Annotated in this window: 13 protein-coding genes and 1 pseudogene; 2 read left to right on the forward strand and 12 right to left on the reverse strand. The window is 68.7% G+C overall.

Features of this window, described 5'->3' with window-relative positions:
- The first annotated feature begins 406 nt into the window (after positions 1-406).
- Positions 407-568, forward strand: a complete 162-nt coding sequence (locus ACIQE0_RS34245; RefSeq protein ID WP_402339225.1) for a hypothetical protein — start codon at positions 407-409, stop codon at positions 566-568.
- A 37-nt stretch (positions 569-605) separates the two neighbouring features.
- Here the strand turns inward: ACIQE0_RS34245 and ACIQE0_RS34250 are convergent, their stop codons facing one another.
- Positions 606-3,245: a trypsin-like peptidase domain-containing protein gene (locus ACIQE0_RS34250; protein ID WP_402339227.1), complete on the reverse strand. Its 2,640-nt coding sequence runs from the start codon at positions 3,243-3,245 to the stop codon at positions 606-608.
- A 12-nt stretch (positions 3,246-3,257) separates the two neighbouring features.
- Positions 3,258-3,587 carry a trypco2 family protein gene (locus ACIQE0_RS34255; protein WP_402339228.1) on the reverse strand — a complete coding sequence of 110 codons (330 nt, stop codon included), beginning with the start codon at positions 3,585-3,587 and terminating at the stop codon, positions 3,258-3,260.
- A gap of 110 nt (positions 3,588-3,697) precedes the next feature.
- Here ACIQE0_RS34255 and ACIQE0_RS34260 point away from each other — a divergent pair.
- Positions 3,698-4,088, forward strand: a pseudogene (locus ACIQE0_RS34260) (Tn3 family transposase); the annotation flags it as partial.
- 6 nt (positions 4,089-4,094) lie between these two features.
- Here ACIQE0_RS34260 and ACIQE0_RS34265 read toward each other — a convergent pair.
- The 10 genes from ACIQE0_RS34265 to ACIQE0_RS34310 all read right to left on the reverse strand — a co-directional run bounded on the left by ACIQE0_RS34265 (position 4,095) and on the right by ACIQE0_RS34310 (position 15,190).
- Positions 4,095-4,439: a hypothetical protein gene (locus ACIQE0_RS34265; protein WP_402339230.1), complete on the reverse strand. Its 345-nt coding sequence runs from the start codon at positions 4,437-4,439 to the stop codon at positions 4,095-4,097.
- Positions 4,432-5,787 (reverse strand): hypothetical protein, encoded by a 1,356-nt coding sequence (locus ACIQE0_RS34270; RefSeq protein ID WP_402339232.1) that lies wholly within the window; start codon positions 5,785-5,787, stop codon positions 4,432-4,434. Before ACIQE0_RS34270 ends, ACIQE0_RS34265 begins: the two co-directional genes overlap by 8 nt.
- Before the next feature lie 290 nt (positions 5,788-6,077).
- Positions 6,078-6,374: a hypothetical protein gene (locus tag ACIQE0_RS34275; protein ID WP_402339234.1), complete on the reverse strand. Its 297-nt coding sequence runs from the start codon at positions 6,372-6,374 to the stop codon at positions 6,078-6,080.
- Positions 6,375-7,521: 1,147 nt separating this feature from the next.
- Complete coding sequence (locus tag ACIQE0_RS34280; RefSeq protein ID WP_402339236.1) at positions 7,522-10,260, reverse strand: Helicase associated domain protein; 2,739 nt, start codon at positions 10,258-10,260, stop codon at positions 7,522-7,524.
- Between the two features lie 120 nt (positions 10,261-10,380).
- Positions 10,381-10,773 (reverse strand): hypothetical protein, encoded by a 393-nt coding sequence (locus tag ACIQE0_RS34285; protein WP_402339238.1) that lies wholly within the window; start codon positions 10,771-10,773, stop codon positions 10,381-10,383.
- Positions 10,774-10,797: 24 nt separating this feature from the next.
- A complete protein-coding gene (locus tag ACIQE0_RS34290) occupies positions 10,798-11,199 on the reverse strand; it encodes a hypothetical protein (protein ID WP_402339240.1) in 402 nt (133 codons plus the stop codon).
- 194 nt (positions 11,200-11,393) lie between these two features.
- Positions 11,394-11,522 carry a hypothetical protein gene (locus ACIQE0_RS34295; RefSeq protein ID WP_402339242.1) on the reverse strand — a complete coding sequence of 43 codons (129 nt, stop codon included), beginning with the start codon at positions 11,520-11,522 and terminating at the stop codon, positions 11,394-11,396.
- 13 nt (positions 11,523-11,535) lie between these two features.
- Positions 11,536-13,308 carry a hypothetical protein gene (locus tag ACIQE0_RS34300; protein WP_402339244.1) on the reverse strand — a complete coding sequence of 591 codons (1,773 nt, stop codon included), beginning with the start codon at positions 13,306-13,308 and terminating at the stop codon, positions 11,536-11,538.
- Between the two features lie 466 nt (positions 13,309-13,774).
- Positions 13,775-14,260 (reverse strand): hypothetical protein, encoded by a 486-nt coding sequence (locus ACIQE0_RS34305; RefSeq protein WP_402339246.1) that lies wholly within the window; start codon positions 14,258-14,260, stop codon positions 13,775-13,777.
- Positions 14,261-14,590: 330 nt separating this feature from the next.
- Positions 14,591-15,190 carry a hypothetical protein gene (locus ACIQE0_RS34310; protein ID WP_402339413.1) on the reverse strand — a complete coding sequence of 200 codons (600 nt, stop codon included), beginning with the start codon at positions 15,188-15,190 and terminating at the stop codon, positions 14,591-14,593.
- Positions 15,191-15,269 lie beyond the last annotated feature (79 nt).

A 15,269-nucleotide genomic window follows, 5' to 3' on the forward strand; every position in this document is an offset into this window, starting at 1 on the left:
TGTCGCAATCCACACCGAACCCGGAAGGCCCTCACCCGTTCAAGATCCCACGGCCGAGACCTGGCTCACTGTCCACAACCTCCCCGGACAGAACAACTAGCGCACCTGCCAGTGCTGCGGCGGTCCCTAATTTCCTGATCAACTTTCCTCCTGGGGTGTGATCGACGTCCCTCGGCCGTCGAACTGTTACGGTTCGGTGGCCGGAACGGTCTCAGCGGGTTACGTCCCCGGGGCCCGTATGTGGGCCCCCTCGCTGCGTACACGGTTACGACTGGCCCGTTGCATGACATCGCGTCATGTGTCATGCGTCACGCTGCCTTTGTGTGGTGATCCCCTACGGCGAGCAGCTCCTGTCCCGCAGTCCCGAGGGCTGGTCATCGGTCGCCCCCGGCTGGAGGCCGGCCCCGTGCCACAGCCCGGCGGCGAACTGGTGCCGCCCATCCAGGCCGCGGTGAACTTCTCCTTCGCCCCGATCGAACTGGACCATCCCGACCCGTTCGGCGTCATCGTCGTGCTGATGGAAGAGAACGGCTACCGCATCAGCCTGACCGAGGCGTTCGCTCGCTGACTCTGCCACGGCGGTACGGCGCTGGACGACAAAGTCGTTACCCCGGCAGGTCCTGGGAGGTGGCTGACCGTCGGGTGTCCTGGAGCTGACCGAACCAGAAGCGCCAGGCGAAGGTCAGAGCTGTGAGGCCGAAGGCGAAGAGGGGCGGCCACAGGAGCCAGGGCGGGGGCCAGTCCGCAGGCCAGCGCCGGTCGAGTGCGAGTCCGTTCAAGGTCGTCAGTCCGATGGTGAAGAGCGGCGCGATCCAGGAGAACGCGAGCGCGCCGAGATGGCGAGTTCCGAAGGCGCTCGCGATGGTCAGGTGCAGGCCCATGTTGATAGGGACGAAGAGCCACAGAAGCCATCCGTCGTTGCCAGAGGCGGGTGTGGTGAGAGCGACGGCAGAGGGGACGGCCGCAACCAGGACCAGGTGGCAGACGCCGAGGAAGGTGACGACAAGGCGGGTGAGCCGGTTCACCTGTGGTTTCACCAGGACAAAGGGCGAGTCGTTGGAGGGGACATCCGGGGCTGGCTGGTTTGGAGCGTCGGTTTCCTGGGTGAGGGGCGCGCCGATCAGCTCTTCCAGGTCGTATCGGTCGGCGGTGGTCCGTTCCTGGGCTTCGCTGATGAGGCTGCTGGCCCACTGGTAGGTGTCGGGGTCGGCGTCTGGGGCCGCGGCGCGGTCGGCGACGGCGTGTTCGAGGCCGGCGAGCCACTGGCGGGCGTGGTCGGTGCCGAGTTCAGCGGTGACGGTCTGGGCCGCGAGCGGCAGCAGCTGTTCCGGGTCGGCAGCGACGGCCCGATGGGCGCCGGCGGCGAGGCCGGGCTGGTCCTGGGCGGTGCGGGCGACGATGCTGAGGGTCTGGTGGCGCTGCTCGGTGCCGAGGGAGTCGTGCTGTAGGAAGGTTTCGATGAACTCCTCACCGCTGTCGGTCTCGACCTCGGCAAGCCAGGCGGCGGCCAGGGGTTCGCCGACAGCGCCCCAGTGGGCTCCGTCGGTGGCCGGGTAGGCGGCGGTCAGGACGTCGTCGAGCGCGGCCAGTTGGCGTGCGTCGGGAGGGGCGGTGATCCCGTAGCCGCGGTGGTGGATGTCGAAGCCGGCCCGGACAGCGGCCCGGCCGTCCTGCGTGGTCCGCGCACCGGCGAGGAACTGCGCGGTGACCAGGGTGCGGAGCAGCTTGTCGTCGACGGTGCCTTCGGGCAGGCGGGCTTCGGCGATGCGCCGTACGTACTCCACTTCGTTGGCGAGCAGGACCTCCATGGGGTGATCCTTCAGGGCGAACTCGGGGTTGGCGTGGGCGAGCACATCGGCGAGGGCGGCAATGTGGTGGTAGATCACCGGCTGCCGCGCGGCGCGCTCGATGCCGGCGCCGTAGAGACGCGGTGCGTCGGCGACGACGCTGTCCGGCCAGGTGTCGTCGCCGTGCCCGGCCTGCTGGAGCAGGCGTATGCGGCGGGCGAAGGCCGCTTTCGCCTCTACGTAAATGTCCTCCGGGTTGTGGCCGTTCAGCGCGTCGTCGGACGAGAGGGCGAAGACTTCGCTGACCGGGCCGACGTGGAGGGTTCGCAGCTGGCGGCGCAGCTTCGGCCACCAGGTGTCGTGGCCGCGGGCCAGGAGCAGGACACGGACTGCGGCGCCGTCGTGTGAGTCGGCCAGGGCCGCCATGAGGCTGCGGATCTGGGATCGGCGAGTTTCCGCGAGGTCGACCGCCAGGAGCAGCGGGTAGCTGGCGGCGGCAAGGACCTGGTAGTCGGTGTGGCTGGGGTGGTCGGCGAGGAAGCCCCCGCTCCACGGCCGCTGGTTGCCAGGATCTGTGGTGAGGCGGTGCAGGACCTCGGTGACGAGGCGGGATTTGCCGGTTCCGCCCAGGCCGGTCACGGCGGCGACGTCGATGCGGTCGGTGACCTTGCACCACTGCTCGATGCGTTGGACGAGTTCGCTCACACCGGTGAGGTCGGTGACCTGGGAGCGCGGATCGAGCAGGTAGGTGGAGGACAGCGTCGGGTCGGGTGCGTTGTCCATCAGCGGCCGTAGGTCGGCGGGCTGGAGGCGCGGGGGCATGGCGGTGTGTGCAGCGACGGTGTGGGTGAAGCCGTCGGCGGCCAGCAGGTGTGAGAGCGGCAGCGCCATGAGGATGCGGTCCCACCGGCGGTCGACCAGGCGGGCGAGTCCGATCAGTACGCCGTTGCAGAAGACCCCAGCCCCGGACAGCCCCTGCCAGTTCTTCACGTCGGTCGGCACGGCGCCGTCGACTTCGAGTGCGTACAGCTTCGAGCGGGATCCGGTGTGCGGGGCGATGGTCCCCTCCGCCGTCTTCAGGTCGTCGAGGCACTGCTCGGAACGCGCGGAGACCCGGCGGCGCATCGCGTTGGGGAAGCCCGTCATCGAGCACACGGGTCGGCGGCCCGGGTAGTCACAGACCAGTTCGCCCCAGCGCACGACGCCCATGCCGGCTCCGACGCAGGTGCGGTCGGCCTGCAGCAGCACCGCGTCCAGTTCGGCGTTCTCCCACACCACCGCCGCCTCGGTGAAGCCGACGCTCGACGTGTCCCGGACAGCGACGACGCTGTCTCGCCCCGGCAGGGCCACGTGATGGGCGGTGAGCACTAGGCCGGGCGCGATCAGGACGCCGGTTCCGTACGAGCCCTTGTGCTGGTTGCTGACTTCGACGGCCCGCAGAACCGCTCCCCCCGCCATCGCGCGCCCCCTTTACCGCAGGCCGTCCACCGGCCCGCCGCGGCCCCCACCCAAGTCACCGATCAGCAGATCGCTGCCCTCGTCATCCGGCGCCACAGCCAGGGTGACCGTCATGCGGTGCGTGGCCGTCTTCGCCCGCTCGCCCTTCGCGTCAGCGGCGACCACGAACGCCTTCACCCCGCCGCCGACCGACGCGGTGTGCCGAAGCTCGATGCCCAGATCCAGCACGATCTCCTTGACCGTGAACCGGACTGGGGATCCGTCCCCGTCACGCTGCGCGGCCGCCAGTCCCCCGCGTACCGCTCTGATCGCCTCGGACAGTTCGGTGGGCTCTAGCTCCATGATTTCCCCCTTGATCGTCTGTGCGGAGAGCCATTCTGCCGGGTAGCGCCCGGCTGCAAAAGGACACAGTCGGCCTGCCCGGCGCTGGACTACGAGGCAGCCGGGGCGGTGCGGTGGAGCGGCGGGTGCTGCTGCCCGGGGTGACGACGCTGGCCCGGCTGGACGCCGTGCGGGAGGCGGCGAACCAGCGGCTGTGGGACACCCTCTACGGTCTGCTGAGTACCGGTCAGCGGGCGGTGCTCGACTCCCTGCTGACGGTGCCCCGGTGCCCGGGTGTCGGAGTTGGACAGGCTGCGCCGGGGTCCGGTGCGGATCTCCGGGCCCCAGATGAAGTGGGCGCTGGAGAGGGCGGAGGAGATCGCCCTCTTCGGGATGGCGGAGGTGGACGTGTCCGCGATACCGCCGCGACGGCTGGCGGAGTTGTCGCGGTACGGGATTGACGGCAAGGCATCGCTGCTCAAGCCGCACGGTGACTCGCAGCGCCTGGCGACGCTGCTGGCCATGCCGTCACTCCTTCCGGTTCCGCACCGCGAGCACGGCGCCCGCAAGCCCGGCGATCCCGCCGCCGATCATGGGCACGACCTGCATCGACGCCTTGTGGTCCACAGCGTAGAACCCCAGCCAGACGAAGGCCACGCCGAACCCCACCACGATCACGTGCGCAAGCAGCCGGAACCCATACCCCACCCACTGGTCGAAACGCTCCCGGCGCAGTTGGCGCTCGACGAGGTCCCGCCGCCACGCGAGGTGGTCCGGGTCGATCTTCTGCCACTTCCGCGCCTCGTCAGCTGCAGGGAAGGACGGCACCATCCAGGCGGGCGTCCCTGTGGGCGGCGTCTCCTGGTCAGACATCAGTCGCCCCCCTGCCCCCACCCTTGCTCGGCGACTCGGCCGCCACCCGCAGGTCGACCATCAACAGCGCCTCGTCTAAGGCCCTTTCGGCGGCAGCGCGGCGCCGGTCCCGCTCTTCGCCGGTCCACGGCGCGGGCGGCGCGAGCGACCGGACGCACCACCGCCAAACGGGCACCCGCTCGCGGGCGTGCCGCCGCGCGAGGGCCGCGCGCACGTGTACAGCGAGGACCCAGAGCCCGAGGGCGAAGAGTGTCCAGGGCAGCAGGGCCACGAAGAAGTCCGAGACGTCGGCCGCGCTGACGTGCGCCCGCACTGAGGCCAGTGCCACCGCGAGGACCACCAAGATGAGCCCCCAACTGGCTGCGGGGACTGCGTTGGTCGAACCCATGCGCGTCGCTGAGGGGGCCGATTTCGCCGGGGCGCCCGAAGCCCGTACCCGGTGAGCCGGCGCCAGACCTGAGGTGCCTACCGCGTCCGCGGCGGTCGTGGTGAGTTGTTCGGCCCAGGCGGACGGTGTTGGCCTGCGGGTCGGGTCGGGGTTGAGGCTGGTGCGGGCCAGGTCGCCGAGTGCTGGACTGAGAACGGCCAGGGCAGCGGGGTCGGTGGCGATCTGATCGCGGGCAACGAGCCGGACGGCGAGCAGGGCTAGCTTGTAGACGTCGCTGGCACGGGTCGCCTTCTCCTCGCCCGTGGGTATCTGCCAGTCGGGCGTCTCGGCCTGAGGAAGCACGCTGGTGCCCCGAAGGCGCATCGCGCCGCCGTCGATGAGGAAGCACTCGGGCTTCGGGTCGATGGTGAACAGCAGGTTCTTCGGGGAGAGGTCGCCGACCGTGATGCCGATACGGTGGAGCCGGGCGAGCGTGGCCGCTAGGTCGGCCAGGATCAGGAGCCGGTCGCGTTCGCTGATGGCCAGGCCGATGCCGGCGACGTAGGAGTCGTCGTTGAGCAGGTACTCCAGGTTCGCGAGGCGCTGTGTGCCGGCGGTCCTCTCGGTCAGGCTCCACAAGGTGAAGCGGAAGCGGTCGGGTACGGCGCGCATGAGGAACCCGCAGGCGTGGCCGCCCCGTTCGACCACGGCCGCGGGCCAGGCGGTCTTGTCGCACAGCCACCGGCCCTCGTCGGCGCTCAGCTCGCCGAGCAGGCCGACGTGTGACGCGAGCGCGGCGGCGTCGAGGTCCGGCAGGACGGCGGCGCTGTACTCCTTGTAGACCACGTCCCAGCCGCCGCCGTCGGCCGCGTTGATCTTCTTGTTGGGCACCTCGTACACCGCGCCCTGGCCGCCGTGACCGAGTTGGCGCCCCAAAGTGAGTGTGCCGTGCTGGACGGAAGGTGTGCGCGGCGGCGTCATCGTGGCGCTACCGTGACACGTGGACAGACGACCAGCAGGGACCAGTCGTCGAAGGTCTCCCGGGATTCGAGGGGTTTGGTGCCGGTGTCGTGCACGCGCTCCTCCAGGCGACCAAGGGACTGGGTAGGAGATCAGCCTAGGGCCTGAAATTCGGATGTGGTCGCCCTTCGGCCAGACCGGCTGCGGTGTTCTCGATGCGCAGCAGGACCCATTCGACCCCGGCCTGGAATGCTGTGGGCTCGCTTCCGCAGCGGGGTTCGGCGGAAGCGCTGGCGCGCCCGCTTGAGCAGTCAGTCCTGGCGGTCAGGACGGTATGGCGGCGGCATTTCGTAGCCTCCCATCGAGAGCACACTGCGGACGATGTCGCGGGCGGGGCCTTCAGGCACATTGCGAGGATGAAACGACGTCCTGGTGGCGAGGGCGACCTCGGCCGACGGCGCTGCGCGCTTCCAGTCGGCCCCGTACAGGCGCTCAAGGTGCCAGCGGTAGAGGAACTGGGCGAGCTCCCAGTGGCGGGCTTCCTGGAAGTCCAGGCCGTTATCGATTTGGAAGAGGGCGATGCGGCGCATCATGCGCGGTGCGAGCAAGAACTGCGTAAGGGTGGGCAGCTTCGGGTGTGGTCGTGTCCGTGTCACTGGACCAGTGTGGCCAGGGTGTACGCCGTGGTGCTGCACGCGATAGCGCTGAGTGAGAGCACGGCCGCGGCTGTGCGCGGGTCACTGGCGCGCTGTGGAACGGCTGTTGCTGGCGGGGGTGCGGCGTCGAGGGATGCTGGGGTGGATCCCCAGGTCGAGCATTTGCTGGACTTGTTCGGGGGTGAGCTGGCCGCTGCCTGCTCCCCTGGGCGGATGCCGCGGAGGGCGGTCCGGAGCCGACGGCCGCCGTCCGTGTCCGGGTTCTTTACCCGCTCGGGGTTCATGGAGGCGAGCCTGGCAAGGGGCTCCTCCTGCTCGTGGCCACGCGAGTGCGCGACATGCAGGCGGTACAGCGCCTTGTAGAGCGCCGGGGAAAGCCCAGGGGCGAGGGCGGCGACGAACGGGGCCAACGCTGCCAGCAGTTCCGCGAGCGGCCTGGTCGCCGGCCACGTCCGAGCATCTGCTGGAGCGTGGAGCCGATGGGATAGAGGGCGCTGCCGGATCGGTGACACATGCGGAACCGCTCACTGCCTGTTGTCATGCTGGTCACTCCAGTCGCTGGAGGTGTCGCTGAAGCGGCCGGCCCACGTCCGCGACTACACCTCCGAGCACGTACGCCGCCGCACTCGCCGACTTCCTCAACTACTACAACCACGAGCGGCCATACGCCGCCTTGGCGGGAAGCGGCCGATCAGCCGGACCGCCGACAGTGACTACCTCGTCAGCCTCGACCAGCCGCCGGAACCGTTCAACGCCCTCCCCCAGCAGCTCACCTTCGAGGACTTCGTGCAACCAACCTCCTACGACACCACACCTAGGTACGATGGGACCTCGTCTCGCATCAATGTGCTGACAGGGACGTGGCCGGGCCCACCTTCTCGCGCTCACGAGAAGGAGCAAGTGGGCTCGGCCTTTGCCTTTGTATGAGGGCTGAGCCCTCCGACGGGCGGCGCTGATGCGAGTGAACGTCTTGCACGTCTGCGGATATCGCCGTGCATACCCCTGCGGGCGCCGGGCCGCGTAGATGGTGTCTTTAGTGTGCACCGTGGTGCTGCACGCGATAGCGCTGAGTGAGAGCACGGCCGCGGCTGTGCGCGGGTCACTGGCGCGCTGTGGAACGGCTGTTGCTGGCGGGGGTGCGGCGTCGAGGGATGCTGGGGCGGATCCCCAGGTCGAGCATTTGCTGGACCTGTTCGGGGGTGAGCTGGCCGCTGCCTGCTCGCTGCCGGTAGTAGTCCAGACGCTGTGCCAGGGCGTATCCGTCAGGGGTGGTGAAGCCGTTGGGCAACGTGGTCGGCATGGGGCCGTTGCCGGCGATGTAGGTGCGGCAGGCGGCAAGGAAGTCGGCCCAGATGGTGGTGGACGGATTCCAGTCGATGCCGAGGTCCTCCAGCGTCTGCGCGCGGTCGGTGGGCAGGGTGCCGCGGGTGCGGGCGGTACGGAGCCTGGACAGCAACGAGGCCAGGTTCACTCCGTTTTCGTGGTGGCCGTTGGGCACTTTCAGGTGGCCCTCGCGCTGCGCGAAGGCGGTGAGGGCCGCAAGGTTGCGTTCCCATGCGGCATCAGGCTTCAGGGCCGCCAGGCCCAGGGCATGGAACTGTTGTTCTTGGTCTGGGGGCAGGGCGGTCTTGCGGTTGCGGTAGTAGGCGATGCGTGCACCGAGCGGGTAGCCGTCGGGCATGCGGTAGTCATTCGGCAGGGCCAGCAACTCCTGTCCGCCGGTGTCAAGGTGACGGCGGCAGGCCGCGTGGAAGGCGTCGAAGGCGTCCCGGGCTCGGCTGCGTTGGGGCTGCCAGAGCATGCCGAGGCTGGTGAGCGTCTCGACGCGGTCGGCGGTCAGGGTGCCGCGGTGGAGCTGGGTGCGGGCGTTCGAGAGGGCTTTGCCCAGAGCAACGCCATTGTCGGCGACGTATTCGTAGGGGACGTCAAGGTGGCCGTGGTGGTCGCGGTAGGCACGCGCGGCGGCGAGGGTGCGCTGCCAGTTGTCGGCCCGGGTGTCCCAGACGATGCCGAGCTCTTCGAGAGCGGCCTGGCGGTCGGGGTGGAGGGTGTTTCGTTTGTAGGCGGTGCGCTGCCGGTTGAGCCACCGTCCCAGCTTGATGCCGTCGTTGGTCTGGTGGTCTTGGGGGATAAGCAGGTGTCCGTGGCAGGCGTGGAAGTGGCGGGCCTGTTCGAGGTGGTGTGCCCAGGAGGCGGCGTGCGGGTCCCAGATGATTTGCAGGTCGTCGAGGGCGGCGATGCGGTCGGAGCCCATCCAGCCGCGGCGACGGTGTTTGAGGCAGTCCTGGTACCAGCGCCACAACCGGTAGCCGTGCTCGTTGACGTAGTTCATCGGGATCTTCAGATGCCCGTGGGCGGCGTGGAAGGCCCGGGCGTGGGCGTACCCCTCCCACCAGGGGTTGCGGCTCTGCCGCACCATCATGACCTTGATCTGCTCCAGCACCTTCTCGGTGGTGCCGTCGGGCAGGATGACCGTGATCTTCTCCGGCAGGTCTGCGGGCTGGCCTTGGTAGCCGGCTGGTGTGTGGTCCAGTGCGAGGCCGAGGGCCTCGTCGTGGGCGCGCAGGGCCCGTACGACCTGCCACAAGACCTCGTAGTCACCGGCGTCAAGGTCGCCGATCTCCTCGTCCTCCTCCGGCAGGACGATCGGGACGATGACGGTGGAGTGGCCGGGGGTATCGGGGTGTTTGCGCAGCGCACGGCCAACGGCTTGGACTACGTCTACCGCGGATCGTTTGGGGTGCGCGAACAACACTCCGTCCACGGCCGGCACGTCGACGCCTTCGCCCAGGCAGCGCGAGTTGGAGACCACGGCCCAGGGACTGCCGTCCAGGGTGCGCAGCCCGTCGAGGACCCGTTCTCGCTGGGCATGGTCCATCGTGCCGTCCACGTGCCCGGTGTAGGGGCAGGGGACGTGGTGGGCGTGGCGGCGTAACGTTGCGGGCAGGGTGTGGGCGAAGTCCCGGGAGGCTTCGATGCGCGGGTGGAAGGTCAGAACTCGGCGCATGTGGTGGTGCTCGAAGGCGCGGCCGAGGGCAACCTGCGCGGCGAGCGTCTGCAAGGACGGCAGGCCGAGCCCGGGCACATACTCGGCTTGGCGGTCCGTCAGCAGTGTGCGGCACTCGGAGTCACGGACGCCGATCACCATGAGCCGGTAGTCCTCCAGGTACCCCTCGGCGATGGCCTGGGCGAAGGGGTAGGAGTACAGAACCGGCCCGAACACCGCGGTGTCGTCCATCGACAGGGCCCCCGCTCTGCCGCCGCCCGAGCGTGGGGTGGCCGTCGTGTAGAGACGGCGGATGCTGGGCAGGAACGCGCGGTCCTCGACGAGTTGGCGGGTCTCCTCGCGAGGAGTCCCCGAGAGGTGGTGTGCCTCATCGAGGATCAGAAAGTCCAGAGGATGGCCGACTGTGCGGACCGCTTCGGCAAGCCGCGGGGCCGAGAGGTAGGTGGAGACGATCAACCGCAGTTCCTCGGCCCGGCACTGGCCGAGCCAGGTCGCGATCTCCTCCGGCTGCGTGGTCGTCTTCACCACCCGTGCGACGGCGGCGAGGTCCACGACCTCATCGGCAACGGTGTCGTCGGAACACACCGCCAGGGCATCCAACTGCTCACCGTGCGCAGTGCGCCAGTGGTCGAGAGTCTGAGCCACCAGCAGCAGCGAGGGCACACAGATCGCTACCACCCCGCCGCGAGACAGCAGAGCTGCCGCTGCCTGCTCACACATGAACGTCTTGCCGGTCCCGCATGCCGCGTGCAGCTGACCCGTACCACCGGCCGCGAGGCCGCCTGCCACCGCCGCGACGGCTTCCCTCTGGTAGAGGCGATGCTCCTTCACCCGGTTCCCTCCCATCGTCGGAGCGCTTGCGCCCGGCGCCGGCATTGACGTGGCCGGCCCGCTGGCGCACTGCTCCGGTTGCTCGTTTCGCTGGCTGCACCGGTCTGAGGAAGGCTGGCGTTACTGCGCCGTCCTCGCGTCACGCAGTGCGAGCCCGTACTCGAGGAAGCGTTGGACGTCATCTGGAGTCAGCGGTGTGGGGAACTGGTAGTCCAGCAGCGGCCGGCCGCGCTGGACGAGTTTCTGTGCGCCGCCGCGGGTCAGACCGGTGGCGGTGGCGATCTGGTCGAAGCTGGACTTTGCTCCGTCGGCGTCGGGGGTGTTGAGCTCGGCCAGGCACCGGCTCCGGACGAGGGCAAGGGCTTCGACAACGGCCTGGTGGTGCACCTGCGCGGCGGTGGCACGTGCGTACAGTTCGGTGGGGTCCGTGACCTCTTCCAGGATCGCCGCCACCTCTGCGGCGACGTCCGTCGGCTCAGGTTCGTAGCCGATGGTGGTGGGATCAGCGCTCATCAACATCTCCTCAGTGAAGGCTGGTCAGTGCATGTCGAGGCCATAGGCCTCGATGACTTCTTCGGGCAGGTGATCGTTGATCAGGCGGACGAAGTTGTTGAACGAGGCGGCCATGATGTACTCCTCGTCGCTGTTCACCAGCTCCCACATGTCCAACTCGCAGGCTTCAAAGAGATCCTCCAGAGAAACTCCGGGAACCTCCTCCAAGTCCGCCTGCTCGGCAGCGGAACGCCTGTGAACGCCGGTCAGTGAAACGGTGTAGTCGGGCAGAACCACCACCGGCGGGCCCTGCCAACCTCGTTGTCGCATGTCCGCAGCGAGCGCGTCACGGTGCTCCTCGCTACGCACCTCATGAAGTGGCGCGTAGCCGGAAGTGTCGAACACGTCGACACCCAGCGGGTTCACGACCCCCGGAATAGCCTGCATACCCCCAGTGTGCACACTGGGGGTATGCAAGGCAAGAGGGGCCCCTAATCACCTGATGAGCGACTCCCGTATGCAACGCCTTCTTCTGCCGCACTACCTCCTCCGCGATCGACGGGCGATGCGATGCTCGGGGCGCGGAAGCTGCGACGCCACCGCCCTGCCAACGGCGCCGCAGGCGACGATCCGGCGGGCGGCTACGGGTGGTACGCGGCGGTCAGGTGCGGGTCAGCCCGACGGATGCTGTAGGCCGTGACCGCCGGCAGGAGCAGGGTGCCGATGCCGAGCAGGTTCGCACTGACCGCCACGGGCCCGGGCGTCGCCATGACAGCCCCGGGCCTACTCGCCGTCGTCCGCTTCTTCCTCAAGGCCCAGTAGGGACGTGGTGAACCTGCTGAGGAGGTACTGGCCCGAACTGCTGTTTTCGCCATCGAAGTAGACGGGGTGAAAGAGCAGGTCGGTGGCAGCCAGCACGGCGAGAGCTGCCTCGCGGTCACCTACGACGGGCGCCAGACGCTCGTAGAAGTGCCGCAGCCGTCGGGCGGCGCGGTGAACGACTCGCTGCTCGACCTCTGCTTCAAGTCCCGGAGCGGATACACAGAGTGCGTCGAGGGCGTGGGTGACGTCGGCCGGCTCCCAGGAGTGCGGGCACTTCTTGGCCCATCTGATCAGCATGCTCAGTTCATCGGCTGGCCCGTCCACGGCGCCACCGCCGGTTTGCCGCCCAGCGGCCGCTGGGGGCAGTGCCTCCTGGATGTCCGGCACGCTGGTCTGGATGGGGTGCAGGTCGAGCACGTTGTAGAACAGGGCCCGGGTCATCGCGGCCGGCCCAAGGTTCGCGATCTCCTCGAACGGCTTGATGTCCCAGTCCGGCTCGGCGGCCGCGCGCTGGGCGTGGGCCTCGAACTGGTTGACCGCGTGGGTGCTCATATGGACCCGCGGGGCGCGGGGCGTCTTCTGGGCGGCCTCGGCCGCCGCACGGGTGGCACGCCACACGAGGTTGTAGATCTCTCCGAGCGGTCGGTTGCGGGCCACCTTGTATGCGGCATCCCGCAGGCGCGCCAGGTGCGTGTCGGTGACCGCGGGCAGGTTCACGACCTCCAAGCGGTTCAGGAAGTACCGCACAGCTTCCTCGGCCAGAAGTTCTTCCGCCAGCGCTAGAAGGTCGTCTTGTTGGCCGGCAGTCATGCCCGCGGGATTCAGGGTGGCGACGAGGTGCTCGTCGAGCTGCTCGGCACCTGTGCCGGGGCTGGTGCCGAAGGGGGCGTAGAAGCGGGCCGCGCTGGGGTAGAACTGGTCGGTCAGTTCCGGTGCTTCGATGCTGTCCGGGTCGCCGTCGGCGGCGCGCAGGGCCTCGTCGAAGGAGGCGGGTTCCCAGACGAACGCCGTGGCGGGACTGGAGGAGTGGATTTTCAGCAGGCCGCAGCGGACGAGCGCGCCGAGCATCGAAGCGGTTTCGTTGGCCTTCGGATGTAGTGGGTTCAGCCAGGCTCCGACATCGCTGATCGGTGCGGTGGAGGGCGCGTAACGCAGGAGGGCCAGCGCCGCGGTCATCTCCTTGACGGGTACTTGCGGCACCACGGAGTCGTGCGTGAGCGCGTACTCCTCCGTGAGGATGCTGCGCTGTGTCTGTGTCCAGGCGGTACGGACGGCTTCGCGGGCCTGCTGGGCGGCGGCCTTGGCTTCGGCGGCCTCCCGCTGGGCTTCCCGCTTGGCCTTGCGTTTGGGGTCGCTGACCGCGCGCGCGGTCAGGAGCACTGACTCGTTGCAGTCCACGCAGTCCGGTATTTCGCCGTTGCACAGTTGCTGGAACGCGGTGCGGGACGTGAGGCTGAGGGGGCCGTCGCACTGGGAGCAGTGGTGGTCGGGAACGACGGCGCGGACGCCGGCTGCGGCTACCGCGTGGATGGGGTTGCCCCAGCCGGCGGTGTCGATGGCGTTGGTCTTCTCGCACCACAGGGGGGTGTCGTAGCCCGGGGCGAAACCTGCCAGCGCCCAGTACCGCTCGCCGATCGCCACGATTTCAGGGTCGGCTCCTTCGTTCGCGATCACCGTCGGAATCAGGCGGGTGAGGTCGTCGCTGCTCTGTCCCGGCTCAGGCACATCAGTCACACCTGCATACCCTATGCAGCCGTCTCTGGCCGAGGAACCGAGGGGCGATCTGAGGTTCCCGCCCTGACGGACCTCGGCACACGGCTGTCGTGACCAACTTGCTCCTCCGCGAGGCCGGTCACCGCCAACGACGGAGACGGTGTGGGGTCCGTCGGCACGGGTGTAACCCAGGCGGCCGGGCTCGGCATACACACAGCGGCGGCTACAGGTTCCGGGAGCTGTCGTCCCGCTACTGATGTCGGCATAGGGCGGCCCCCTGGACGGGGGAACCAGGGGGCCAGAGGTCTTGACGCTACCAGGGGCGGGCGGAGCTTGTGGAGGCTTTCGTCATTGACGGTCACCGAAACCCTACACACCGTCATTTGCGTGGAGGCTGCTCGCAGTGAGGAATTGCTCCGGCGACGCCTCGCAGGGTCGGAATGCCGGTAGCTGACAAGCGCGGGCTCGTACCTTGAGCTCGGCTGACCTATCCCATCAGCCCCTGCAGGCGCTGCGCACAGGACCTCAACGCCGTCACGGCGAGCTCCAGAAAGCCCTCCGGCAGCTCTTCCTCGAGCCGCTCCGCTGAAATCCGGTAGCTGACAAGCACCGTGGCAAGCACGGCCGCATCGCGCGCAGCAGCGAGCACCGGGTCGTCCGGATCCGTCTCCACGCCGACCGCGCGCGTCAGCGAGTGCTCCAGTCGCTCGGCCCTGACCTGTTGGACCAGCAGCGGCGAAATCTGCTCGGGAAGAACCTCTTTCAGCACCTGGTCGGCCACTGCCTCCGCTTGCGTGGCGACCTCGTCGTCCATGAGGTCGATCTCCGCGCCGATCACGTTGGCCTCAGCCGCGCCGACCAGAGCGTTGGCCATTTCCAGCGCGTTCACGGCAGGCGGCCGATCGGGGTCTTCGAAGAAGTCAACGCCAAGCACGGCCAGGGCCTGCTGTAGCCGTTCGGCTCGCTCGTTCACAACCGGCTCTCCCGCACTTGGATGCCATCGCCATACCAGCTTCTCGGCGTCCCGAAGGCGGGAGGCCGAACCACGCGGCCCGTTCACCCGCCCCGACTACTCGCGTCGACCACAAACAGCGAGGAACGGCGCTGGCTGCCGACGGCGCCGATTGCGCGCAACCGCGGGCCCCGACGGAGCCTTGGTCGTTATGGCCTTACCCCCGGCCACGGGCCCGCATGGTTCCGCTCCAGGCCGTCGTCGGCGGGTTCGGCGCTCTCCCAAAACGGGGCCCTGCGCGTGGTGCGCAGTTGCCGGCCAGTCGGCGAGCGACCGGATGTACGTGTCGTGTCACTCCACGCTCGTCTCCTCTTCGGGTGTTCGCCAGCCGCCCTTCTGCAGAGTGCGCTCGATGTCGGCGAGTTTGTAGATGGTCGGCCGCTTCGGGTCGATCGCACTATCGAGGCGTCCGTGAGGGACTTTCATGTTGGCTCGTCGCAGTTCAGCCCCGATGGCGCGGCCGATCATGACCAACCGGTCACGACGTCCTTGCCATCGGCCCCAGGCGGCTGGGTCGGCGTCCTCCAGGTGATGGGCGATTTGCGTGATGGTCAGCCATTGGGGGTTGTTGTGTGCCGCGAAGACATCGAGGAGCTGGCGAACGATCGTGGGGTAGTCCTCTGGTGTCAGCGGCGGATCGGACGGCAGGGGCATGGGGCCCGAGCGCGGCGAGGGGACGGCGGGGGCCACTCCCGTGTGCGGCCGATCTGGTGCGACGACCGGCTCCAGTTTCGCCAGGATGCGAGTGAGGGGCGCACTGGGGGCGCCAGCGACAATGGCCTGTGCGGTCAGCTCGGCCACATGCGTACTGGTAATGCGCAGGGCGGTCACCTGATCATTGCGCACCGTCACCGCGTCGGCGAGCTCCTTGAGCAGTTGCGTCCAGTCCACGCCTGGCACAACGCCGCCACTGCCTTGTGGTGACGCAACATCAGCAAGCAAGGCGCCCTCTGGTCCCTTCACCTACGGG

This window comes from Streptomyces sp. NPDC093097 (genome assembly GCF_044754325.1).
GTDB lineage: Bacteria > Actinomycetota > Actinomycetes > Streptomycetales > Streptomycetaceae > Streptomyces.

What these genes read in the sequence shown, in the direction of transcription:
- ACIQE0_RS34250 (WP_402339227.1), bottom strand. Translation starts at nt 3,245, where the DNA reads ATGGCGGGGGGAGCGGTTCTGCGGGCCGTCGAAGTCAGCAACCAGCAC.
- ACIQE0_RS34255 (WP_402339228.1), bottom strand. Translation starts at nt 3,587, where the DNA reads ATGGAGCTAGAGCCCACCGAACTGTCCGAGGCGATCAGAGCGGTACGC.
- ACIQE0_RS34265 (WP_402339230.1), bottom strand. Translation starts at nt 4,439, where the DNA reads ATGTCTGACCAGGAGACGCCGCCCACAGGGACGCCCGCCTGGATGGTG.
- ACIQE0_RS34270 (WP_402339232.1), bottom strand. Translation starts at nt 5,787, where the DNA reads ATGACGCCGCCGCGCACACCTTCCGTCCAGCACGGCACACTCACTTTG.
- ACIQE0_RS34285 (WP_402339238.1), bottom strand. Translation starts at nt 10,773, where the DNA reads ATGAGCGCTGATCCCACCACCATCGGCTACGAACCTGAGCCGACGGAC.
- ACIQE0_RS34290 (WP_402339240.1), bottom strand. Translation starts at nt 11,199, where the DNA reads ATGCAGGCTATTCCGGGGGTCGTGAACCCGCTGGGTGTCGACGTGTTC.
- ACIQE0_RS34295 (WP_402339242.1), bottom strand. Translation starts at nt 11,522, where the DNA reads ATGGCGACGCCCGGGCCCGTGGCGGTCAGTGCGAACCTGCTCGGCATC.